The sequence below is a fragment of the Catenulispora yoronensis genome (genome assembly GCF_039531695.1).
GTDB classification, from domain to species: domain Bacteria; phylum Actinomycetota; class Actinomycetes; order Streptomycetales; family Catenulisporaceae; genus Catenulispora; species Catenulispora yoronensis.
Map to the genome: position 1 here is coordinate 1 of NZ_BAAAQN010000063.1, position 21,424 is coordinate 21,424.

At 73.2% G+C, this 21,424-nt stretch carries 18 protein-coding genes; 9 read left to right on the forward strand and 9 right to left on the reverse strand.

Annotated features, from left to right (window positions below):
* Positions 1-525: 525 nt before the first annotated feature.
* Entirely contained in the window at positions 526-1,527 is a 1,002-nt protein-coding gene (locus ABD481_RS37125; protein ID WP_344670548.1) for a stage II sporulation protein M, read from the reverse strand.
* Positions 1,528-1,639: 112 nt separating this feature from the next.
* On the opposite strand from ABD481_RS37125, the gene ABD481_RS37130 reads away from it, so the two are divergent.
* Positions 1,640-2,827, forward strand: coding sequence for an RDD family protein (locus tag ABD481_RS37130; protein WP_344670549.1), 1,188 nt, complete (start codon positions 1,640-1,642; stop codon positions 2,825-2,827).
* A gap of 81 nt (positions 2,828-2,908) precedes the next feature.
* Here ABD481_RS37130 and ahcY read toward each other — a convergent pair whose 3' ends face one another.
* Positions 2,909-4,366 (reverse strand): adenosylhomocysteinase, encoded by a 1,458-nt coding sequence (ahcY, locus tag ABD481_RS37135; protein ID WP_344670550.1) that lies wholly within the window; start codon positions 4,364-4,366, stop codon positions 2,909-2,911.
* A 68-nt stretch (positions 4,367-4,434) separates the two neighbouring features.
* Positions 4,435-4,608 carry a Trm112 family protein gene (locus ABD481_RS37140; RefSeq protein WP_344670551.1) on the reverse strand — a complete coding sequence of 58 codons (174 nt, stop codon included), beginning with the start codon at positions 4,606-4,608 and terminating at the stop codon, positions 4,435-4,437.
* Positions 4,609-4,955: 347 nt separating this feature from the next.
* Between ABD481_RS37140 and ABD481_RS37145 the strand changes: the two genes are divergently transcribed.
* Complete coding sequence (locus ABD481_RS37145; RefSeq protein ID WP_344670552.1) at positions 4,956-5,309, forward strand: DUF3499 domain-containing protein; 354 nt, start codon at positions 4,956-4,958, stop codon at positions 5,307-5,309.
* 112 nt (positions 5,310-5,421) lie between these two features.
* Positions 5,422-5,922: a metallopeptidase family protein gene (locus tag ABD481_RS37150; protein WP_425559384.1), complete on the forward strand. Its 501-nt coding sequence runs from the start codon at positions 5,422-5,424 to the stop codon at positions 5,920-5,922.
* Between the two features lie 134 nt (positions 5,923-6,056).
* Here the strand turns inward: ABD481_RS37150 and ABD481_RS37155 are convergent, their stop codons facing one another.
* From ABD481_RS37155 to ABD481_RS37165, 3 genes are all read right to left on the reverse strand, one after another.
* Positions 6,057-7,853, reverse strand: a complete 1,797-nt coding sequence (locus tag ABD481_RS37155) for a DUF5719 family protein (RefSeq protein ID WP_344670554.1) — start codon at positions 7,851-7,853, stop codon at positions 6,057-6,059.
* Positions 7,850-11,629, reverse strand: a complete 3,780-nt coding sequence (locus tag ABD481_RS37160; protein ID WP_344670555.1) for a glycosyltransferase family 2 protein — start codon at positions 11,627-11,629, stop codon at positions 7,850-7,852. The genes ABD481_RS37155 and ABD481_RS37160 overlap by 4 nt, the downstream gene beginning before the upstream one ends.
* Before the next feature lie 319 nt (positions 11,630-11,948).
* Positions 11,949-12,206: a WhiB family transcriptional regulator gene (locus ABD481_RS37165; protein ID WP_194896374.1), complete on the reverse strand. Its 258-nt coding sequence runs from the start codon at positions 12,204-12,206 to the stop codon at positions 11,949-11,951.
* A gap of 475 nt (positions 12,207-12,681) precedes the next feature.
* Here ABD481_RS37165 and ABD481_RS37170 point away from each other — a divergent pair, with 475 nt between their 5' ends.
* Genes ABD481_RS37170 through ABD481_RS37180 form a run of 3 tightly spaced genes read left to right on the forward strand, consistent with a single transcriptional unit; the run spans position 12,682 to position 15,127 of the window.
* Positions 12,682-12,930 (forward strand): hypothetical protein, encoded by a 249-nt coding sequence (locus ABD481_RS37170; RefSeq protein ID WP_344670556.1) that lies wholly within the window; start codon positions 12,682-12,684, stop codon positions 12,928-12,930.
* 13 nt (positions 12,931-12,943) lie between these two features.
* Complete coding sequence (gene cofD / locus ABD481_RS37175) at positions 12,944-13,930, forward strand: 2-phospho-L-lactate transferase (protein WP_344670557.1); 987 nt, start codon at positions 12,944-12,946, stop codon at positions 13,928-13,930.
* Between the two features lie 3 nt (positions 13,931-13,933).
* A complete protein-coding gene (locus ABD481_RS37180) occupies positions 13,934-15,127 on the forward strand; it encodes a coenzyme F420-0:L-glutamate ligase (RefSeq protein WP_344670558.1) in 1,194 nt (397 codons plus the stop codon).
* On the opposite strand, the gene ABD481_RS37185 is transcribed toward ABD481_RS37180, so the two are convergent.
* Positions 15,114-15,626, reverse strand: coding sequence for a nuclear transport factor 2 family protein (locus tag ABD481_RS37185; protein WP_344670559.1), 513 nt, complete (start codon positions 15,624-15,626; stop codon positions 15,114-15,116). The two genes, ABD481_RS37180 and ABD481_RS37185, sit on opposite strands and share 14 nt — an antisense overlap.
* A gap of 126 nt (positions 15,627-15,752) precedes the next feature.
* Here ABD481_RS37185 and ABD481_RS37190 point away from each other — a divergent pair, with 126 nt between their 5' ends.
* The gene (locus ABD481_RS37190) at positions 15,753-16,226 is read left to right on the forward strand and encodes a MarR family winged helix-turn-helix transcriptional regulator (protein WP_344670560.1); all 474 of its coding nucleotides are present in this window, start codon (positions 15,753-15,755) and stop codon (positions 16,224-16,226) included.
* On the opposite strand, the gene ABD481_RS37195 is transcribed toward ABD481_RS37190, so the two are convergent.
* Both ABD481_RS37195 and manB read right to left on the reverse strand, forming a co-directional pair.
* Complete coding sequence (locus ABD481_RS37195; protein WP_344670561.1) at positions 16,204-17,319, reverse strand: DNA-3-methyladenine glycosylase family protein; 1,116 nt, start codon at positions 17,317-17,319, stop codon at positions 16,204-16,206. The genes ABD481_RS37190 and ABD481_RS37195 overlap by 23 nt on opposite strands.
* 52 nt (positions 17,320-17,371) lie before the next feature.
* Complete coding sequence (gene manB, locus ABD481_RS37200; RefSeq protein WP_344670562.1) at positions 17,372-18,466, reverse strand: mannose-1-phosphate guanylyltransferase; 1,095 nt, start codon at positions 18,464-18,466, stop codon at positions 17,372-17,374.
* 160 nt (positions 18,467-18,626) lie between these two features.
* Between manB and ABD481_RS37205 the strand changes: the two genes are divergently transcribed.
* Together ABD481_RS37205 and ABD481_RS37210 are read left to right on the forward strand one after the other, a co-directional pair.
* Positions 18,627-19,448, forward strand: coding sequence for a TIGR03089 family protein (locus tag ABD481_RS37205; protein WP_344670563.1), 822 nt, complete (start codon positions 18,627-18,629; stop codon positions 19,446-19,448).
* A 73-nt stretch (positions 19,449-19,521) separates the two neighbouring features.
* Positions 19,522-21,399: an LCP family protein gene (locus ABD481_RS37210; RefSeq protein ID WP_344670564.1), complete on the forward strand. Its 1,878-nt coding sequence runs from the start codon at positions 19,522-19,524 to the stop codon at positions 21,397-21,399.
* Positions 21,400-21,424: the final 25 nt, after the last annotated feature.

Below are 21,424 nucleotides of genomic sequence, written 5' to 3' on the forward strand. Positions count from 1 at the left end.
GCTGGCGCTGAGGTCCATGGCATCACAATCTGTCACACACTGTTGAGTTCTCAAGAAACAGACGCCCGAACCACCCGTACCGGAACTGCTCGTTCCGACCGCTCGCGACCCGGCGTTGTCAGGTCTTGCATTTTGTTTTCGTCTTACTGTTTTTCTTTCTTGTCTTGCTTCGCTTTAGATCTTAGCAGATCCGCTGCGTTCTTCGCAATTTCAGTTTAGCTCTTGAAATTCAGAGCCAGACTTTCTTTTGCGATTGCCAGTTCGGGATTCTTTTTCGAAGCCTTGCCCTGGCGGCTCGGTTACTCTAGCATGGTTTTTTGGGCTCTCGCCCGCTTCCCTGCTTGACAGCAACCCCTCTAACTTACGCTCCCCGAACACGAGTGTCAACCCGGAGGTTGAAGCTGGTTCATTGGAGGGGAACCTGTTCAGTATGGCACACGTCTGAGGCTCCGCCCTAATCGGCGGTGTCTACCCATCACTCAGAGGACTGAAACCATCGGTTCGCTGATCGGACCGGTCGGGCGACTAAGCCCTCGTAGGAAGGGTGTCGCCTCTGTCCGCCCTGCTCACATCGCCTGTTTCGCCCCGCAGTGCGGCACGCCGCCCGAAGTAGAAGACGTATACCAGGAACAGTGCTTCCGCCGTGAATCCGATCGACAGCCGGACGGCGGCCGGCGTGTGCCCGGTCACGAAGCCCTCGATGGAGCCGGACACCAGCAGGACGCAGGCCAGTCCCAGGGCCATCGTGCCGAGCACCCGGCCCTGCTCCCCCAGGGCCTCGCCGCGGGTGCGCGGCCCCGGCGCCAGCAGCGCCCAGGCGATCCGCATTCCGCAGCCGCCGGCGACGAAGACCGCGGTGAGTTCCAGCAGTCCGTGCGGGGCGACCAGGGACAAGAAGGTGCCGAAGCGGCCGTGGGCGGCCATGAATCCGCCGTCGACCGCGAGATTCACCGTGTTCATGTACATGGCGACGAAGGGGAAGACCAGGGTGACGCCGCCGAACAGGGCCAGCGCCGAGACCCAGGCGTTGTTCACCCACACCTTGAAGCCGAACGAGCCCGGGCTGAACTCCGTGTAGTACGTCTCGAACTGCCCGCCGGGCTGGAAGACGCCGTTCACCAGATCCGCCGGCGCCAGCTCCGTCTGCACCCGCGGGTTCGCGGCTATGTACCAGCCCATGAAGAAGGCCGCGACGAGCGAGAGCACCGCTGTGGCGATCCACCAGCGCCGCGCCCGGTACAGGGCGGCGGGGAAGCCGTCGGTGAAGAAGTACAGGATCTCCTTCCACGCCGGCACCCGCGGACCGGCGATGGCGCCGCGCGCGGTGGCCAACAGCGCGGAGAGGTGGCCGACCACCACGGCGTCCGGCGCGGCCGACTGCACCAGCGAGAGCTGCGTCGCGACCCGCTGGTAGAGCGCCACCAGCTCGTCGGCCTCGGCGCCGTCCAGGACCCGGCCGCGGTTCGACAGATCGGCCAGGCGGCCCCACTCCCGGTGGTGTGCCGCGGCGAATGCGTCGATGTCCACGTCGGACGACCCCTGACTGTCTGTGGAATCTCCGGCGGGAGACTGTGCGCCCACCGTATGAGCGGTCTACGGTTGCCGCAACAACGTCACCGGTGGAGTGGAGAAGGCGATCTTGAGCGACCTGGTCATCGGCGAGGGCGTGGCCCTGGACCTGAGGCTCGCGAAGCTGCCCAGCCGGGCCCTGGCCCGGCTGCTGGACCTGCTGGTCCAGTTCGGGCTGGCGGCCGTGCTCGCCATGGTGCTCGGCCTGGTCGCGGCGACCGGCGACGAGGCGGTGGCGGCCGGCTTCGCGATCGTGATGACGGTGGTGGTGCTGGTCGGGTACCCCGCGTTCATGGAGACGGTCAACCGCGGGCGCACGCTCGGCAAGATGGCGCTCGGGCTGCGCGTGGTGCGCGCCGACGGCGGTCCGGTGAAGTTCCGCCACGCCCTGGTGCGCGCGCTCACCGGGATCTTCGACATCTACGCCACGGCCGGCGTGCTCGCGGTGGTGACCTCGTTCTGTTCCAAGCAGGGCCGGCGGACCGGCGACGTGCTGGCCGGGACGGTCGTCGTGCGGGACCGGGCGCCGGACGCCGGAGTGAGCGCGGCCGGGATGGCGGCGCTGGCGATGCCGTACCCGCTGCTGGGCTGGGCGCAGCGGCTGGACCTGTCGGCGCTGCCGGACGACGTGGCGCTGGCCGCCCGCCAGTACCTGACCCGCATGCACGAGATGCGGCCCGACGTGGCCGCGCGGATGGGGTACGAGCTGGCGAGCGAGGTCGTGCGCCACGTCGCGGTCCCGCCGGCCGGCACCCCGCCGTGGGCCTACCTGGCGGCGGTGACCGCCGAGCGGCGGGTCCGGCAGATGCGGTCCGCGGAGGCCGAGCGCCGGGCCGCCTGGGAGCGCGCGCAGGCGCGGTACCCCGCCTACGCGGGGGCGGGCGCCGGAGCCGGAAACCCGGCGGCGCGGGCGGTGGGCGGAGGCTGGCAGGGTCCTGCGGACCCGCAGTTGGGGCGGCTGCCCGCACCGCCGACCACAACGGCGACGGCGACGCGCGGGCCGGACCCGGTTCCGAACCCGGTGCGAACCGGTGTCCAGGATCGGATCCCGGATCCGGACCCGGCCGGAACCAGCGTCCAGGATCAGGTCCCGGATCCGAACCCGGTGCGAACCGGTGTCCAGGATCAGGTCCCGGACACCGTCGCAGACCGGGTCCCGGACCGGGCTTCCGATCCGGTCCCCTCCCCCACGGCCGACGGCTCCCCCGCCGAGGGCGGCACCGGACCGTCCGCCGAGGGCTTCAAGCCGCCGCAGTGAGCGAACAGCCCCGAACCGGTCGAGACCGGTTCGGGGCTGGACAGCGGGCGTATCAGTACCGGCCGGTACCGTCAGTACCGATCAGTACCGGTAGTGCTCCGGCTTGTAGGGGCCCTCGACCGCCACGCCGATGTAGGAGGCCTGGTCCGGCGTCAGCTGCGTCAGCCGCACGCCGAGCGCGTCGAGGTGCAGGCGCGCCACCTTCTCGTCCAGGTGCTTGGGCAGCACGTAGACGTCGATCGGGTACTCCTCGGTCTTCGTGAACAGCTCGATCTGGGCGATCACCTGGTTGGTGAACGAGTTCGACATCACGAAGCTCGGGTGGCCGGTGGCGTTGCCCAGGTTCAGCAGGCGCCCCTCGGAGAGCACGATGATGGTCTTGCCGTCGGCGAAGGTCCAGGTGTGGACCTGCGGCTTGACCTCGGTCTTCACCACGCCCGGGACCTTGGCCAGACCGGCCATGTCGATCTCGTTGTCGAAGTGCCCGATGTTGCCGACGATCGCCTGGTGCTTCATCGCGGCCATGTCGGCGGCCATGATGATGTCCTTGTTGCCGGTGGCGGTGACGAAGATGTCGGCGCTGCCCACCACGTCCTGGAGGGTGGCCACCTGGAACCCGTCCATCGCCGCCTGGAGCGCGCAGATCGGGTCCACCTCGGTGACGATCACCCGCGCGCCCTGGCCGCGCAGCGACTCGGCGCAGCCCTTGCCCACGTCGCCGTAGCCGCAGACGACCGCGACCTTGCCGCCGATCAGCACGTCGGTGGCCCGGTTGATGCCGTCGATCAGCGAGTGCCGGCAGCCGTACTTGTTGTCGAACTTGCTCTTGGTGACCGAGTCGTTGACGTTGATCGCCGGAAAGAGCAGCGAGCCCTCCTTGGCCATCTCGTACAGCCGGTGCACACCGGTGGTGGTCTCCTCGGTGACGCCCTTGATCCGCTCGCCGACCGCGGTCCAGCGGTTGCCGTCCTCGGCCAGGGAGCGGCGCAGCAGGGACAGGAAGACCTGCCACTCCTCGCTGTCCGAGGCCGCGGCGTCCGGGACCGCGCCGGCCTTCTCGAACTCGGTGCCCTTGTGGACCAGCATGGTGGCGTCGCCGCCGTCGTCCAGGATCATGTTCGGACCGGTGACGCCGTCGCCGTCGTCCGGCCAGCGGAGCATCTGCTCCGTGCACCACCAGTACTCCTCCAGCGTCTCGCCCTTCCAGGCGAAGACCGGGATGCCGGCCGGCGCCTCGGGCGTGCCGGCCCCGACCACGATCGCGGCCGCGGCGTGGTCCTGGGTGGAGAAGATGTTGCAGGAGGCCCAGCGCACCTCGGCGCCGAGGGCCGCGAGGGTCTCGATGAGCACGGCGGTCTGCACGGTCATGTGCAAGGACCCGGACACCCGCGCCCCGCGCAGCGGCTGCGCTTGCGCGTACTCGGCGCGGATCGCCATCAGGCCGGGCATCTCGTGCTCGGCGAGAGTGATCTCCTTGCGGCCGAACTCGGCCAAGGACAGGTCAGCGACCTTGTAGTCGCTCGGAGTGAGGACGCTCACGGCGTTTCTCCTGTTTCGTCGGCTGACGTTGCGTTGTCGAATGTAGCGGTTCGCGGGGTCCCGCCGCCTTACGCGGCCTTGCCGGCCTCGTCGATCAGCAGCACCGGGATGCCGTCCCGGACCGGGTAGACCAGGCCGCACTCGGGGTCGGTGCACGCCAGCTTCGAGGCCTCGGCCTCCTCGCGCAGCGGGGCGTGGCACTTCGGACAGGCCAGGATCTCCAGGAGGGAGGGTTCGATCACGGAAGCTCTCCTTATCGGTGTCGGTGGTGGAGCCGCTGTCGGGGCGGGGTCGCTCGCCGCTCAAGGGGCGGCGCGACGGCGGCTCGACGACCCGGCGGTCAGGCCGGGATCGCGGCCGACGACTCGGTATCGGACTCCGCTCTCCCGATCTGGACGACGTGCGTGCACCGCGTCGAGCCTATCTCGGGCCCGGCGTGCCGAACGGCACGCGGGACCGGCCGGGCCGCGGCCGGGCTCCGGCCGGACCACCAGCCGGACCACCAGCCGGAGCCCGGCCGGACGACCCGGAAGAGAACATAGGGCGTGCCAGTGTTCCAACCGGCCCGCCAAGCGCTAATCTCCACCAAGTGAGCCCAGCCCGCAGATGTTCGCGAACCGCGTGTAGCCGTCCGGCCGTCGCGACGCTCACGTACGTGTACGCGGACTCCACCGCCGTCCTCGGTCCCCTCGCCGCCTATATCGAGCCGCACAGCTACGACCTGTGCGCCGAGCACTCGCAGCGCCTCACCGCTCCGCGCGGCTGGGCCGTGCTGCGGCTGGCCGAACCCGATCCGGGACCGGTCCGGCCCTCCTCCGACGACCTCGAAGCGCTGGCCAACGCGGTCCGGGAGGCGGCCCGCCGGCCGCACGACGGCTCCGACTCCGCCGTGCTGTCCCGTCCCCGCACCCATCTGCGCGCCCTCCCCGACCCCGACGCGTGACCCGAGGGACCACCGGGACCGATGAGGTGGTCCAGTCCTGTGGGACCATTACCGAGAGCAACATCACCGCGATAACGCCTGGTCAGCTCGCCGCGGCCAAGACACGCCCGGAATGACTGTCGCCGAGCGCCCCTTCCCCGGTTACGCTCGACCCGTGCCCATCACAGCCTCGATCAGGTCGGGGGCCGGGCCGGAGCCCCGCCGCCGGAAGCACACGCGCGACCGTCGGGGGCGAGGCCTGCGCGGCCCGCTGGCGCCACCCCAGGTCCCCCTGGCCCTCACCCGCGCCGAACAGTTCGACGAGCTGGTGCTCGACGCGGTCGAGCGGCTGGAGCGCCGCTGGCCCCGGCTGTCCGAGGTGGAACTCGCCGTCGAGGAGGTTCCGCCGGCCGACGCCGAGCACTGGAGCGAGGAGGCCGTCCCGCTGGGCCGGGTGCTCGCCGACCGCCCCGGCGAGCCGGTGCGCATCGTGATCTACCGGCGCCCGGTCGAGGCCCGCGCGGCCGGCCGGCCGGAGCTGGCGGACCTGGTGTACGAGGTGGTCGTCGAGCAGGTCGCCGAGCTGATGGGGATCGAGCCGGACGAGGTCGACCAGGGGCGCGACGAGGAGTGACGGGCAGCGAACGCGAAGGGCCGGCGGCGATGAGGATCGCCGCCGGCCCTTGACGTCTGTCGGCCGGGTGCCCGGTGCCGGGTGTCCCATGCCGGGAGCGCGCAGCCGTCGGGCGGCTTCGCTCCCGGACGGGCTCACCGCACGACGGCGCCCGACAGGTCCCCGGCCACCGGCGGCACCGCCACCAGCACCCGGGCCTCGGCCAGTTCCTGGACCGTCGCCTGCATCCCGCCCTTGGCCGGCAGGTCGGTCAGCACCCGCGCCCCGTACACCGGGTCGCCGCCGGCCTGCGGCTGCACGACGGTCGTGAACCAGCCAGTCGCCTTGGGCACATAGGCCACCGTGCTGTTCGCCCCGATCTGGACGGTGTCGGACACCGGCTTGTTGTCCTGGCCGACGGTGGTCACCTGCACCGTGGCGCCCTTGTCCCCGGCGGCGGTCAGCAGCAGCGCGGTCTTGGCCGCGCCGCCGATGTTGCTGTCCGGGACGACGGCCAGGCCGCCGACCGCGGTCGTCGGGGACAGGTAGGCGGTGTCCTGGGTGTTGCTCTTGGAGTCGTTCTCCACCAGCCGGACCCCGGCCACGAACGGTCCGCCGCTGCCGACCAGCTGGAGCGTCGCGGCCTCGTCCGGGTCGCGGGCCGCGTCCTTCATGTCCAGCACCACGGTGTGCCCCGGCGTCAGGCTCAGCGGCGCGTCCCGCTTGGTGTAGCCCTGGGCCGGGTCGGCGGTCTGGCCGGAGATCTCGAACCGGCCGCTCTTGCCGTACCAGTACATGTGGTCGATCGACACCGGCTGGGTGCTGGTGGCGGTCAGCACCAGCTCGAACTTGCTCAGCGTCTGGCCCGGCGCCGGGATCCCGGGGATGGTCTGGGTCGGCTGCTGGGCCAGGTTCGGGCCCTGGGCCGGGATGAAGTCGAAGCCCCGGCCGTCCTTGCCGCCGGTCAGGTTGCGGTCGGTGTCCAGCACCTGCGCCGCGATCCGGCCCTGCGTGGTCGTGACGTGCACGCTGGCCACCCCGGTCTTCGGGGCGTTGAGCCCCATCACCGTGCTCAGCAGGTACTGCATCGACGTCTTCGGCAGCACCGTGATGTCGTGGCCGACGGTGCCGGTGTCGATCTGCCCGTCCGCTCCGAAGAACGTCAGGTTCACCGAGGCCGGCGCGGAGTCGGTGTTCGCGATCTCCAGGTAGGAGTCGCGGTCGGTGGTCCCGATCGAGACGCCGGCGAACCAGAAGTCGGTCCCCGGGGTGGTGCAGGGCGACCCGGCCAGCCCGCGCTTCCCGCCGGTGTCGCTGCGCAGCAGCTCGGCGGCGCTGAACCCGGGCGCGTAGGACCCGCTCGCCTGGATCACCAGCGGCACGGTGCGCGGCAGCCCGGCGTCGTCGGTCACCGAGGTGAACTGCGCCACCTGCTGCGCCGTGGACCGGGTGCCGACCGCGCCGATCTTCAGCGGGTCGAAGGCCTTGCCGTCGACGTACTGGACGGTGGCGCCGTCGGCCGCCGGGGTGCCGCCGGCCGCGGCCGCTCCGGTTCCGGTCGCGGCGGTGCCGCCGGGGCTGAAGGCGGTCAGCGTGGTCGAGGTGTCCGACCCGGCGCCGATCTGCCCCTGGCAGACCGCGGTCGCGCTGCCCACCGGCAGGTTCCGCGAGCTGGTGTGGGTGATGGCCGCCACGTTCTGGTCCCGCGTGGAGAATCCGTACCCCAGGCCGGCCAGCAGGACGGCGGCGACGACGCCGAGCGCGCCGAAGGTCGACACCGGCGAGCTGCGGCGCCTGGCCAGCGCGCGGGCCCGGGACGTGCCCGGGGCCGGGCGGGGCGCGGCGTTGGCGGCCGGACCCGGGGAGGCGGTGCGGGGGGCGCGGGAAGTCCGCGCGGTCCGCGACGAACGCTCCCCGGCGGAGGCTCGCGAAGGACGGTTCGGCCGGGTCATCGGTAGCCTCCCTGCCGGTAGTCATCGGATTCGAAGTCGGGGCGTTCGTACTCGCCGGTCCCCGGGCGCAGGTAGCCGCCGTACTCCTCGGGCTCGGCGGTCTGCTGGGCGTAGGGATCGGACGGCGCGTACGGGTTGGGGTGCTGCCCGTAGGAATCCGTCTGGCCGTAGCTGTCGGTCTGCCCGTAGGGGTCGGGCTGCGCGTAAGGATCGGGCTGCGCATAGGGATCCGGCTGCGCGTACCCGTCAGGCTGCGCATACTGATCCGGCTGCTCGTAGCCGTCCTGGTAGGACGTGTACTCCGCGGGCCGCTCGAACTCCCCGGTCCCCTGGCGCCCGTACTCGTCCTCGTAGGCCGAGTACTCCGTCGCGTACCCGTGGGCGGGGGCAGGGGTCTGGTACTCCTCCTGCTCCTCCTCGTACTCGGCCTCGTACTCGGTCTCGTACTCGGTCTCGTAGGCCGGCTCCGTCGCCTGCGCGGGCACCGGGGCGGCCGGCGGCACGTACTCGTCCGCGTCGGACCCGCCCTCCTCGGCCCGTCCGCCGGTCGGCAGCGCCATGATCAGCGCGAAGAGGAAGAACAGGCCCTCGGCCGCGAGCCACGCGGTCCGCGAGACGTTCGAGTACGTGACGGTCAGCGTGCCCGAGCCGCCGGCCGGCACCTCGAAGCCCTGGGCCCAGCCGTCGACGGTGGTCGGCTTGAGCACGGTCCCGCCGAGCTTCGCCGACCAGTTCGAGTCCGCGTCCTCGGCCAGCACCACGGTCCGGCCGTCGCCGCCGGTCACCAGGGTGCCGGTCATCGACCGGTCGCTGGCGGCCGTCACCTGGAGCGCCTTCGGGTTCTCCGAACCCGGGCCGCGCAGCGACAGCCGCGCCGCCGGCGTGGCGATCTTCCAGAGGTTGACGCCCTCGATCTGCGACTGCCGGTCCAGGCCCGGCGTCGAGTCCAGGATCCGCACGTAGTCCTGGGTCAGGGTCTTCATCCCGACCACGTACCGGATGCCCATGTTCGCCAGGCCCTGGAGCTCGCCGCCGCCGGAGTCCGAGAGCAGCCCGCCGACCAGGTTGTCGATCCGGGCCGCGTCGGCCTTGGGGACCAGGTAGTCGGCGTCGCCGAGCGAGGCGCCCGCGTCGCGCACCACGCCGTAGCCGATCGCGGTCTGCGCGCCCGACCCCAGGATCAGCGCGCGCGGCTGGTCGGGGAGCTCGGACTGGACCGACACGACGGCCGGCCGGAAGTCCGCCGAGGCGCGCTGCACCGGGCCGCTCACCCCGTGCGTCACCCACCATCCGGCCCCGGCCAGCGGGGTCGCCACCGCCGCCAGCGCCACCACCAGGGCGGCCGGCTGGCGCCAGCTCAGGTGCGAGACCCGGAAGTACGCGCGCGCGCCCTCGGCGCCGATCACGGCGGCCACGATCAGGCCGAAGCCGACCGCCGCCGTCGGCACTCCGCTCCACGGCTGCTGCGGCAGGCCGCCGGCCAGGCCGGTCGGGTGCACCTGGAGCGCCAGCAGCCCGGCCGCGAACCCGGCCAGCGCCAGGGTCCAGCCGGCGAAGGTGAGCCGGCGGCGCGGGCCGGTGCGCAGCAGGCCCGCGAGCCCGGCCAGCAGCAGCCCGCCGGTGAACCACCAGGTGTAGGTCCCGGGGCCGCCGGGGTTGGCCAGCAGCAGATGCGTCGGGTCGGGCTGGCGGGCCGGCACCGGGGCCAGCCCCGGCTCCAGCAGGAACGCCGTCGGGTGCTGCACCAGCTTCAGCGACCACGGCATCAGCACCGCGATCGGCGTCACCAGCAGCACCGCGAGGCGGAACAGCACCGTGGCGAAGTCCGCCGTCGAGCGCCAGAACACGGTGGCGGTCGCGCCGATCGCCAGCAGGGCCGCGAGCAGCCACAGGATCGGGGCGAAGGCCATGCCGACCGCGATGGCGAAGGCGGCCGGCCAGGCGGCGCGCACCGAGCCCTTGCGGCCCGGTCCGCCGATGGCGAGCAGCACGCCGGAGGCGACCAGCGGCAGCAGCACGATCCCGACCGCCGAGCCCAGCCGGCCGCCGGAGATCGCGCCGGTCGCCGCGGGCAGCACGGCGTAGCCGATCGAGCCCCAGACCCGCAGCGGGCCGGCGTCGACCGTGCGCTTGAGCACCGCGTAGGCGGTCAGGCCGGACAGCGGCACCGAGCCGAGCAGCAGCACGGTCACCGCCAGGCTGGCGTGGCCGAACAGCACGGTCGCGACCAGGGCGACGAAGGCCAGGTAGGGCGGCGCGGGCGCGGTGGACCCGGTCCCGACGCCGTGCCAGGCCGAGAAGAAGTCGTGCCACAGGTCGGAGGCGCCGTCGGGCGCGGGCAGCAGCGCCCCGCCCATCAGCCGGCCGCCGGTGAGGACCTCTCGGGCCGAGACCATCATCAGCACCGTGAGCGCGATCCACACGAAGTTGCCGGGCATCCGGACCGCCCGGACCAGCCACGGCGTCCCGGAGTCGAAGGACTCGGCCTCCTCCGAGACCGGCCCGGACTCCACCGAGCCCCGGGCGTTCTCCTCCTCGCGCTGGTTCCGGGTGCGGAAGCCCTCGAACGCGGCCTCGAAGCTGTGGCGGAACACCTGCATCCGGGACGGGAACAGGTCGGAGAGGTCCACGGGCTGCCGGGCGCGGGTGCGGGCCCGCGCGCGCCGGGCCCGGATGACGCGGTCCAGGCGGCCGGCGTAGGCCAGGGCGGCCAGCACCTCGTCGGCGGCCTTCAGCGGGGCCTTGTTCAGCACCAGGCCGATGGCCCGCAGCAGCGACCAGAAGAACAGCCGCAGGAAGGTCAGGACCGGGAACCGGCCCGGGTGGTTGACGGTCACCGCGTAGAGCGCGTGCTGCCGGTCCTCGAAGTGCGGCCGCGAGACGCCGGCGCTGATCCGCCGCTCCCCGCGGGCGGCGGCCTCGGCGTGCCAGAGCACGGCCTTGGGCGCGAGCACCACGTCCCAGCCGGCGTTGTTCACCCGCCAGCAGAAGTCCAGGTCGTCGCGGAACATCGGGATGGCGCGGTCCAGACCGCGCAGGCGGTCCCAGACCTCGCGCCGGATCAGCATGCCGGCGCTGGACACCGAGAGCACCCGGGTCGGCTCGGCGTGCTGGCCCTGGTCGTGCTCGCCGGGCTCCAGGCCGGTCCAGCGGCGGCCGTCGCTGGTGACGGTGACGCCGACCTCCAGCAGCTGCTCCCGGTCGTACCAGCCGCGGATCTTGGGGCCGACGACGCCGGCGTTCGGGTGCGACTCGCCGATCTCCAGCAGCCGCAGCAGGGCGTCGGGCGCGGGCTCGGCGTCGTCGTGCAGCAGCCAGAGCCACTCCACCAGCGGGGCGTCGCCGCGGCCGGCGAGGTCGAAGTCGGCGACCGGGGCGGCCTTCAGGGCGTGGTTGACCGCGGTGCCGAACCCGGTGTTGCGCTTGGCCTGCAGCACCGCCTCCGGACCGAGGTTCTCGTCCAGGATGGCCAGCGAGTCGTCCTTGGAGCCGGTGTCCACGGCGAGGATCCGCTGCGGCGCCCGGAGCTGGCCGAGCAGGCCCTTGAGGGACTCCTCCAGCCAGCGCGCGCCGTCGTGCGCGACCACCACCGCGGTGACCACGTGCTGGGGGAAGGCGTTGACGGCCGCCTCGGCGGCGGCCCGGCGGCGGGCGTCGGCGTCGGCCACGGCGAACTGCCCGGTCCCGCCGGGCTGGGCGCCGTAGGCCCCTGGTGCGGACGACCCGGGGGCGGTCAAGCCGCTGGTCCGGTATCCGGAGTCTGGGTACTGGGACATGCTGCGCTGGCACGACTCCCGGTCTCGGCTGATCCCCGCATCCGGGGCGGACTGAGGGTCCACCATACGCGAGGCCGTGGAGACGTCGGCAGGCTATGCCGTTATGCCCGAATTGCGTTTGGCGCAAAGGGGAAACGCCGGGAAACGTGGGGAGGCGCCGGGGAGAAAAACGGGCGGCGGTGCCCGGTCTGCCGACGGCGCGCCCGGCCCGACGTCGGCGCCAGCGCCACCACTACCGCCACCACCGCCAGCGCCACCGCCGGAGCGGCTGCCCGACGCCGACGCCCGCGCCGGACCACGGCGCGTCGAGCCGCCCGCGCTAGACCGCGGCGCGCTTGAGCCGCCGGCGCTCGCGCTCGGACAGGCCGCCCCAGATCCCGAACCGCTCGTCGTTGGCCAGCGCGTAGGTGAGGCACTCGGCCTTCACCTCGCAGTTGAGGCAGATCTTCTTCGCTTCCCGCGTCGACCCGCCCTTCTCCGGGAAGAAGGACTCGGGGTCGGTCTGCGCGCACAGCGCCCTCGACTGCCACCCCCGGTCCTCATCGACCCCGTTGTGGAGCGGGTAGATGCGGTACACCTCCGCGTGGCATGCCTCGTCCGCGCTCTGTGTGTACTCCGCGGCCTCGGCCACCGCACGCCTCCTGGCCCTACCTGGTCCGCCGAAGAGGAAGATCACTCCCCGTGCGGAGATCATCACGACACGTTTGAAATTACACGCGCGTCATTACCGGGCCGTCAAGCCGGGATCTGGTAGCGACCACGCGATTCACCTGTTGGAGCTAATACGCGACCCGGCATGCGGACCGCGCTTGACAGCGACCCCGGCCTCCGGGTGGGGTGGAGCCATCATGAACGCGCACACCGTGACCGCCGAGAGCCGCCGGGGCCTGCTCCCCGCCGCGGCCGTGGTCACCGCTGCGCGTGCCGCGTCGGACTCCGTCCTGGAGTCGTGTCGTGGTCTGTGTTGTCGCTGTCGCTGTTCCAGCTGACCGACCCCCGCAGACCCGACCCCTCCGGCCTCGCCTGCCGGAAGCAATAGCGGAGTACCCCCTATGCCGATCCAGGCCTCGTCCACGCTGCCGGGCACGACCGCCCGCCGGCCCGCGCCGCTGCCCGACACGCTGGCGCCCGACCTGGTCGCGCTGTTCCTCGGCGCGACGCCGCATCCGGACATCGTGATACCGGAACCCCGGGTCACGCTGGCGGATCTGGCGGCGGCGGCCCGCGCGCGGAGCACCGAGGCCGGGGCCGGGGCGGCGGTGCTGCGGTGGGACGCCGCCGGGCAGCGCTTCGCCTCCTGAAATACTGGCCCGTATGCGCATCACAGCCCTGGCCGGAGGAGTCGGCGGCGCCCGGTTCCTCCGCGGCCTCATCGCCGCCGCCCCGGCGGCCGAGATCACCGTCATCGGCAATGTCGGGGACGACATGACCATGCACGGCCTGCGGATCTGCCCCGACCTGGACACCGTCATGTACACGCTGGGCGGCGGGATCCACGAGGGCCAGGGCTGGGGCCGGGCCGGGGAGACCTTCGGCGTGGCCGACGAGCTCAAGGCCTACGGCGTGGGCCCGGACTGGTTCACGCTCGGCGACAAGGACATCGCCACGCACCTGGTGCGGACCCGGATGCTGGGCGCCGGGTACCCGCTCTCGGCGGTGACCGAGGCGCTGTGCACCCGCTGGGAGCTGCCGGTGCGGCTGCTGCCCGCCACCGACGAGCGGGTCGAGACGCACGTGGTGGTCGACGACGCGGACGCGCCGGGCGGGCGCCGCGCGGTGCACTTCCAGGAGTACTGGGTGAAGATGCACGCCCCGGACGCGCACGCGATCGTGTCGGTCGGCGTGGAGGACGCCAAGCCGGCGCCGGGCGTGCTGGAGGCGATCGGCGAGGCGGACGTCATCGTGCTGCCGCCGTCCAACCCGGTGGTGTCGGTCGGCACCATCCTGGCGATCCCGGGCCTGCGGCAGGCGGTGGCCGACGCCGCGGCGCCGGTCGTGGGGCTGTCGCCGATCGTCGGCGGCGGGCCGGTGCGCGGCATGGCCGACAAGGTGCTGGCGGCGGTCGGTGTGGAAGTCTCGGCGGCCGCGGTCGCCCGGCACTACGGCGCCGATCTGCTGGACGGCTGGCTGGTCGACGCGGACGCCGACAGCGCGGCGGTCGCGCAGGTGGAGGCCGCCGGGATCGCCTGCCGCGCGGTCCCGCTGCTGATGTCCTCGCCGGAGGCGACGCGGGCGATGGCGCAGGCCGCGCTCGACCTGGCCGCCGAGCTCGCCGGGCCCGCCGCCGGGCCGGAGGCCTGAGCCGTGGCCGGCGCCGGCTACACGGTGCACGCCGTCGCCGGGATCCCCGAGGTGGGGCCGGGCGACGACGTGGCGGCGCTGATCGACGCCGCGCTCACCGCCTCCGGGCTGGGACTGCGGGACGGCGACATCCTGTGCGTCACCTCCAAGATCCTGTCCAAGGCCGAGGGCCGGCTGGTCCGGGCCGACGACCGCGAGGCCGCGATCGACGCCGAGATGGTGCGGCTGGTGGCGCGGCGCGGCCCGACCCGGATCGTGCAGACCCGGCACGGGTTCGTGATGGCGGCGGCCGGCGTGGACGCCTCGAACACCCCGGCCGGAACGGTGCTGCTGCTGCCCGAGGACCCGGACGGCTCGGCGCTGGACCTGGCCGACGCGCTGCGCGACCGGTACCGGGCGGCGATCGGGGTGATCGTCACCGACACCTTCGGGCGACCGTGGCGCGAGGGCCAGACCGACGTCGCGATCGGCTGCGCCTACGTCGACGCGCTGGTGGACCACCGCGGGTCGACCGACGTCTTCGGCAACGAGCTGCTGGTGACGGCGGCCGCCGTGGTCGACGAGCTGGCGGCGGCGGGCGAGGTGGTGAAGGGCAAGGCCGACGGGGTGCCGGTGGCGCTGATCCGCGGGCTCGCCGAGCTGGTGCGGGCCGAGCCCGGGCCGGGCGTCCGGCCGCTGATCCGGGCCGCGGAGAACGACATGTTCTCGCTGGGGACGTCCGAGGCCATGCGCCAGGCGGTGCTCCGGCGCCGGGAGACGGACTCGTTCACGGCCGACGAGGTCCCGGGGGACGCGGTGCGCCGCGCCGTCGCCGCCGCGGTGACCGCGGCCTCGCCCGACGGCTCGGAGCCGTGGCGGTTCGCGCTGATCGAGTCGGAGACGGCCCGCAAGTCGCTCGCCCACGCGCTGGCGGACCCGCTGCTGGAGCGCGCGCCGTACGCGGTGGTGCCGTGCCGGACCGCCGATTCGGAGTTCGCCGTCGCGGCCCTGGGGGCCGCCGTGGAGAACTTCCTGGTGACGCTGTCGGCGGAGAGCCTGGGCGGCGCCTGGGTCGCCGCGGACTCCGCCACCGTCAAGAACACCCTGGAGCTGCCGTCCGACTGGACGCCGCTGGGCGTGATCGTGGTGGGGAAGCCCGCGGAGGCACCCCCTCAGCAGCCTCCGCGGGATCCCGGTCCCTTCATCACCGTGCGCTAGCGGCGGCCGGCACTGCCGCCGCGGCCGCGCCCGACGTCTCGCCCGACCCCTCGCCCGACCGCTCGCCCGACCCCTCGGCCGGCGCCTCCACCCGGAACTTCGGCTCGACGGTCAGCTCGCTGATCCGCCAGCCGGCCCCGGTGCGCACGACCTTGTTCCGGTACAGGCCGGTGAGCACCCGCTCCGGCCGGGGGTCGGCGGCGTGCCCGAAGGAGCCGGTCACGTAGGCGCGGATGGTCGCGCGGTCGCCGTCGACCTCCACCAGCACGCTGGTGAACTGGTGGGTCAGCCGGTCGTAGTCCTCGTGGTTGCGGCGGGCCTGGCCGACCAGGGCGTCGCGGCCGGTCTGGGTGCCGCCGGGCGTGGTGCCGACGACGTCCTCGGTGAACAGCTCGTGCAGCTCGTCGAAGCGGTGCTCGTCCAGGCAGCGCCCCAGCTTGGTGAAGAGGTCGGCGATCTCCGCGCGGTCGGCGAGGGTCTGGATGTCGTAGCCGGTCATGGTGCTCTCCCCTGTGCGTCCCGGGCCCGGAATTCCGTTGGCCCGACCAACGTTTTCGTTGGCGAGACCAATGTTGGTCTCACCAACGACTTCTGTCAACCCCCGGCCCGGAAGTAGGCTGCGCCCATGGATCCGCTCAGCACGCCCGCCCGCCTGCGCGACCGCGCGACCTGGCTGTTGGGGCAGACCGCGAACCAGGGGCACCGGCTGATCGGCGAGCGGATGCACGCCGCCGGCGTCACCAGCCGCTCCTACTTCTCGCTGCTCGCGGCGCTGGCCGAGAGCGGGCCGACCAGCCAGGCCGACCTGGGGCGGCGGATCGGCCTGGACCGCAGCGACGTCACGGCGGCGGTCACCGACCTGGAGCACCGGGGCTGCCTGGAGCGCACGCCGGACCCGGTGGACCGGCGGCGCAACCTGGTGCGGATCACCGAGGAGGGCCAGGCGTTCCTGGCGGAGCTGGACGCGGAGGTGGCCGGGGCGCAGGAGGCGCTGCTGGCGCCGCTGTCCCCGGCCGAGCGGGACCAGCTGGTCGAGATGCTGACCCGGGTGGTCGAGCACCACACCGGCCTGCGGCTCAGCGATACAACAGAGCGCTGACCCGATAGCGGTGGCCGCGATAGGGCTCCAGGAGCTCCAGCATGCGGTCGTCGTCCCAGTGCCCGGCCGGGTCGCCGAGGGCGCCGCACACGATGCGCGGCAGATGCAGGTCGCCCACCGAGACCGCGTCGGCGTCGCCGTGCGCGCGGTGCATCACCTCGGCGGCGGTCCAGACGCCGATGCCCGGGACCGTGCGGATCCGGCGCGCCGCCTCGTCCCGTTCCATCCCGACGGTCTCCTCCAGCCGGGCCGCGACGCGCGCCGCCCCGAGGACCGCGCGGGAGCGCTTGCCGTCGACTCCGGCGCGGATCCACTCCCAGGACGGGATCATGGCCCATTCGCGCGGCGCCGGCGAGACGTGGAGACGCACGTCGGCCGGGGCGCCGGGGGCCGGGACGCCGTAGCGGCGGACCAGGATCTGGTAGGCGCGGTGCGCCTCCTGCACGGTGACGCGCTGCTCCAGCACCGCGGGCACCATCGAGTCCCAGACCCGGCCGCTGCGGATGACGCGCAGCCCGGCGTTGCGGCGCAGGGAGTCGATGAGCTGCCGGTTGCCCTGTCCGCGGACGAGTTCGGCGAACTCGGCGCGGACCTGGTCGGTGTCGCCGAGGCCGAGCAGGTCCGGAAGCGTCTTGACCAGCCAGGGCGCGCCCGGGCCCCAGGCCTCGGCGTCGACCGTCTCCGGGGTGGCGCGGCGCAGGCGCAGCGTCCCGGGGTCGCCGGCCGGCGTGCGGCAGCCGAGCCACAGGGCGCCGTCGGGCGTCCGGCGGAAGGTGGGGTCACCGGCGCCACGGCGCAGGGCGCCCACGGAGGCGGAGAGGTCGTAGCCGGGGTCGACGAGGACGGTGACGCGGACATCGGCTTCGAACCGCCGCGGCGACGACGCCCCTGACGGGTCCGACGGGGCCGACTGGTCCGACTGGTCCGACGACTCCGCCGGCGGCTGCTCCCGGTCGGCGGACGACGGCGACCCGGAGCGGGCGTTCGGGACGGCGGGGCGGCGGGACGAGCGGCGGTGGGCGTCGAACGCGGTGCCGCCGCTCCGGCCCTTGCGGGCAGCCCAGTACGCCCGGATGTCCTCGTGCTCTGTCATCGCGCCCCGTCGCTAGGCCCGTCGCCGACCGATCGAGTCTGCCAGTCCACCGCTATTCGTCGCTGGAGAACCGGATCGCCTTGTCCGGGACGACCGCGCCGCACCACACCCGCGCGCCGGCGAGCAGCTCGTTCTCGGCGCCGATCACCGCGCCGTCGCCGACCACGACGCCGTCCAGGACCGTGCCGGCGCCGACCTGGGCGCCGGCGCCCACGATCGAGCCGGACACCCGCGCTCCGGCGCCGATCACCGCGCCGGAGTCCACGACCGAGGCGCTGACCCGGGCGCCGGCCCGGACCACGGCGCCGGAGCCGACCGTGGTGCCGGCGTCGACCACGGCGTCCGGCGCGATCTCGGCCCCGGCCAGGACCAGCGCCTCCGGGTACTCGCGCGCCTCCGGGCCGGGCACCGCGGAGGAGGTCACGCGGCCCATCACCAGGTCCGCCGAGCCCTTGGCGAACGCGGTCGGGGTCCCGAGGTCCAGCCAGTAGGACTGCTCGACGACACCGAGCACCTTGGCCCCGGAGGCCAGCAGGCCGGGGAAGGTCTCGCGCTCCACCGAGACCCGGCGGCCGGTGGGGATCTCGTCGATCCGGGAGCGCTGGAAGACGTAGCAGCCGGCGTTGATCTGGTCGGTGACGATGTCCTCGGGCCGCTGCGGCTTCTCCAGGAACGCCGTCACCCAGCCCTGCGCGTCGGTCGGCACCAGGCCGAACGGCCGCGGGTCGGTGACCCGGGACAGGTGCAGGGTGACGTCGGCGCCGCGGGCCCGGTGCGCGTCCACCAGCGCGCGGATGTCCACGCCGGAGAGGATGTCGCCGTTGAAGACCAGGACCGGCTCGTCCGGGGCGCTGGTGAGTTTGTCGGCCACGTTGCGGATGGCGCCGGCGGTGTCCAGCGGCACCTCCTCGGTGACGTACTCCAGCTCCAGGCCCAGCTCGGCGCCGTCGCCGAAGTACTCCTCGAAGACCTCGGCCCGGTAGGCGGTGGCGAACACCACGCGGTGCACCCCGGCGTCCTTGGCCCGGACCAGCTGGTGGGTGAGGAACGGGACCCCGGCGACCGGCAGCATGGGCTTGGGGGTGCGGACCGTCAGCGGGCGCAGGCGGGTGCCCTTGCCCCCCACCAGAAGGATCGCCTCGGTCACTCTTCGTTCCCCTCAATCTCATTCCGCGGGCCGTCCGCTGCCCGCGTCGGTGCCTGCCGCCCGGCCGCGTCCACCGGCGCACGGCCGTGCGGGCCAGCATAAACGGTCGCCGACGGGCCGGTTGCACAACAGCAAGCTGTTTCCCCCGTATCCTCTCGGCGTGACCGCAGCGAACAGTAGTTTCCCGGACCTGTGGCGCGCCGCGCTCGCACAGGGCCCTTCCCGACCGTTCCTGACGTATTACGACGACCACACCGGCGAACGCGTGGAGCTGTCGTACGCCACGACGGACAACTGGGTGGCCAAGACGGCGAACCTGATCCAGGACGAGCTGGCGCTGGCCCCGGGCGAGGAGATCGCGGTCCTGCTGCCGACCCACTGGCAGACCCCGATCTGGCTGCTGGCCTGCTGGATCGCCGGCGTGGCGGCCAGCGTCGGGGAGGATCCGGCGGCGGTGGAGCGGGCGGCGGCCGTGGTCGCCGGGCCGGACCGGCTCGACGACGCGCTGGCCTGCCGCGGCGAGCGGATCGCGCTGGCGCTGCGGCCGCTGGGCGCGCCGTTCCAGCAGGTGCCGGCGGGCTTCACCGACTACGCGGCGGTGGCGCCGGCGCAGCCGGACTCCTTCGCCGCCTACACCCCGGTCGGCCCGGACGTCCCGGCGCTGATCGCCGACGGCAAGACCTGGACCCAGGCGGAACTGGCGCGGGACGCGGTCGAGGCGGCGGCCCGCTGGAACCTCGGCCCCGGCAGCCGGGTCCTGGCTGGCTGCGGCTTCGCCTCGCGGCCGGAGATCCGGGCGGCGCTGACCTCCGAGCTCGCGGCCGGCGCTTCCTTGGTACTGTGCCGGAACGTCGACCCGGCGCGCCTGCCGGGACGGATGGCCGCGGAGAAGGTGAACGCACGCGTCACCTCTCTGGGGCAAGGAGGTGGCGGCGCAGGCGGAACCGCCGAGGGCACTCTCGGCGTCCTCTCGGTCGACTAAGGTCGTCGCACGGGAGGGACCGCGGTCGCGACTCGGGCCCAGCAACCCGCGGGCCCCGGTGTGAGGAGATTCTGTGGCAGGCGAGCGCAACGCCGAGCCGGCCCCGTGGGAGCGGGCGGCCCGGCAATCCGACGACGCGTGGTACGCGGGGCGGCAGGGCGGCCAGCCGGCGTCCGGGTACAGCGACGCGTACGAGTTCGACGACGCCCCGGCGCGGGAGCCGCGGCGCGGCGCGCGGAGCGGCTCGTCGGTGCCCGGCCAGAGCGGCCCAAGCGGCCCAAGCGGTTCGGGCGGATCGGGCGGTCCCGGGGGCCCCGGCGGTCCGGGCCGGACCGGCGGACCGGCCGGCCGCGGCGGACGCACCGGGCGCGGCGCGTCGATACCGGCCGGACGGAGCGGGTGGCTGGCGCCGCGGGGCGTGATCGGCGTGTCCGCGGCCTCGCTGGTGCTCACCGTGATCGGCACCGGCGCGTTCACCTACCAGCACTTCAACGGCAGCATCAACACCTTCAGCGACACCGGTCTGGCCGACAACCGGCCGGCCGAGGCCCAGGTCAACGCCCAGGGCCAGCGCCCGGAGAACATCCTGCTGGTGGGCTCGGACAGCCGGGACAACGGCAACAATGCCTTCGGCGGCGGCAAGACCGGCGACGGCGCCCGCTCGGACACCTCGATCCTGCTGCACGTCTACGCCGACCACCAGCACGCGGTCGGGATCTCGATCCCGCGCGACATGATGGTGCAGATCCCGTCGTGCCAGCTGGACCCGAACAACAAGGCCAAGGGCCACACCGGGGTCCAGACCAGCCAGTTCAACGCGGCCTTCGCCGTGGGCAACACCCCGCAGGGCAACGTGGCCTGCGAGATCAACACCATAGAGGCGATGTCCGGGATCCGCGTCGACCACACGATCGTGGTCGGCTTCTCGGCGTTCGCCAAGCTCACCGACGACATCGGCGGCGTGCAGGTGTGCGTGCCCAAGGACGTGAACAACGTCAACGGCGACCACATCTCGCTGAAGAAGGGCATCCAGGTCGTGCGCGGCCAGACGGCCCTGGACTACGTCCGCGAGCGCGAGGGCCTCGGCGACGGCTCGGACATCGGCCGCACCCGGCGCCAGCAGGCGTTCCTGGGCTCGATGATCAAGAAGATGGAGAGCGACGGCGTCCTGAACGACCCGACCACGCTCAGCTCCATCTTCAACGACGCCCTGAAGTACGCCACCTTCGACAAGGACCTGGGCACCCTGAACGACCTGATGAACTTCGCCTCGTCGATGAAGGGCATCAACCCGGCGCACATCCAGTTCATGACGCTGCCCGGCCACTACCGGACCCAGGACGGCCGGGTCGACATGGACAAGGCCGCCGCCCAGGTGATCTGGGACCACCTCAAGAGCGACACCCTGCTCGACGGCTCCGACGCCGCCGGCAACGCCGGCACGGCCACCCCGACCACCGCGCCGGCCGCGCCGAGCAGCGCCGCGCCGACCACCCAGGCCCCGCCGGCGCCGTCGATCTCCCCGGCCACCATCTCGGTGCGGGTGCTGAACAGCACCACGGCCCAGGGCCTGGCCACCGACGCCACCACCTCGCTGCAGGCCCAGGGCTACAACGCGGTGGTCAGCCACACCGTGCCGGCGCACAGCACGGTCACCACGATCGTCTACGCCACCGCCAAGCAGGAGGCGGCGGCCCGCCAGCTGGCCACCCTGTTCCCCGGGGCGAAGGTCGAGGGCGGCGGCCGCGGCACCCAGCTGGTCCTGACCCTGGGCGACGACTACGCCACCTCGCACCCGAAGCCCGGCAGCGTCTCCAGCAGCGGGTCCGGCACCGCCTCCGGCAGCCCGAGCGGCGGCTCCACCCCGGGCGCGCCGCTGCCCTCGGACATCGCGGCCAACTCCCGGACCGCCGACCAGGACATCTGCTCGGGCATCACCAACGGCTACTGATCGGCCCGCCGCACTACGCAGCGGG

Bases quoted from the DNA above. Each gene is read 5' to 3' on its own strand.
- ABD481_RS37150 (WP_425559384.1), top strand. From the start codon at position 5,422: ATGACTGTCGCCGAGCGCCCCTTCCCCGGTTACGCTCGACCCGTGCCC.
- ABD481_RS37155 (WP_344670554.1), bottom strand. From the start codon at position 7,853: ATGACCCGGCCGAACCGTCCTTCGCGAGCCTCCGCCGGGGAGCGTTCG.
- ABD481_RS37160 (WP_344670555.1), bottom strand. From the start codon at position 11,629: ATGTCCCAGTACCCAGACTCCGGATACCGGACCAGCGGCTTGACCGCC.
- ABD481_RS37170 (WP_344670556.1), top strand. From the start codon at position 12,682: ATGCCGATCCAGGCCTCGTCCACGCTGCCGGGCACGACCGCCCGCCGG.
- cofD (WP_344670557.1), top strand. From the start codon at position 12,944: ATGCGCATCACAGCCCTGGCCGGAGGAGTCGGCGGCGCCCGGTTCCTC.
- ABD481_RS37185 (WP_344670559.1), bottom strand. From the start codon at position 15,626: ATGACCGGCTACGACATCCAGACCCTCGCCGACCGCGCGGAGATCGCC.
- ABD481_RS37190 (WP_344670560.1), top strand. From the start codon at position 15,753: ATGGATCCGCTCAGCACGCCCGCCCGCCTGCGCGACCGCGCGACCTGG.
- ABD481_RS37195 (WP_344670561.1), bottom strand. From the start codon at position 17,319: ATGACAGAGCACGAGGACATCCGGGCGTACTGGGCTGCCCGCAAGGGC.